Origin of the sequence: Psychrobacter sp. MF31 (assembly GCF_012847335.1) — a bacterium.
In the GTDB taxonomy this organism is placed as follows: Bacteria; Pseudomonadota; Gammaproteobacteria; order Pseudomonadales; family Moraxellaceae; genus Psychrobacter.
Genome location: NZ_JABBDX010000022.1, coordinates 1 through 771, shown reverse-complemented (window position 1 = coordinate 771; position 771 = coordinate 1). Strand labels below are relative to the sequence as shown.

The following is a 771-nucleotide window of genomic DNA, read 5'->3' as shown; positions in this document are numbered from 1 at the left end:
TGATGCGAGAAATACGAGTCATGGCGAGAACAGCCCTAACAGATACGCTTTGGGAACAATTGCAATCAACAATGACACAGCATGGCTGCTATCAAACTCAAAACAGTCGAGAGGTCATGGAAGCCATACTATGGAAGCTACGCACAGGCGCGCCTTGGCGAGACATACCTAAAGAATTGTGTACGTGGCAAACAGCTTATAGTCGCTTTAATCGATGGTCGAAAACTGGGTTATGGGAGAATTTTTTTTTAGCTTACGCAAAGAAACTGATACGGAATGGGTATTCACAGACGGAAGCTATGTTCGCTGTCACCAGCATGCAAGTGGAGCTCGGCGTGGTGAAGATCGAGCAATTGGACGAAGCCGTGGCGGCGCAACTACAAAGATACACCTATCCTGTGATGCCGATGGATATCCGCTCCATTTTAAAATCACTGGGGGTGACGTCCACGACAGTCAAATTGCAGGTGAATTGATTGACATGATTGGGCAGGCGGACTACTTTATTGCTGATAAGGGCTATGACTCAGAGTCTATTAGAGACAAAGCGCGAAGCCATCATATGATCCCTATAATCCCCAAAAGAAGCAATGCTAAAGCACCTAATCCAGAATTTGATAGCTATTTATACAAACTACGTCATTTAGTAGAGAATATGTTTGCAAGGCTCAAACATTTTCGTAGTATCGCTACTCGTTATGAGAAGTTAGCTCGTAATTTTAAGTCAATGCTTTATCTGGCGTGTACTATCGTTCATTGTAAGATGAATTG

General features: G+C 43.7%; 1 protein-coding gene. It reads left to right on the top strand.

Annotated features, from left to right (window positions below):
• Positions 1 to 20: 20 nt before the first annotated feature.
• Positions 21 to 771, top strand: a protein-coding gene (locus tag HF322_RS11545; RefSeq protein ID WP_219848225.1) for an IS5 family transposase whose coding sequence is annotated in 2 segments (ribosomal slippage) — positions 21 to 228 and positions 228 to 771 — 752 coding nt annotated over the 2 segments. Because the reading frame shifts where the segments join, the coding sequence is not laid out codon by codon here. This gene is flagged as partial in the annotation.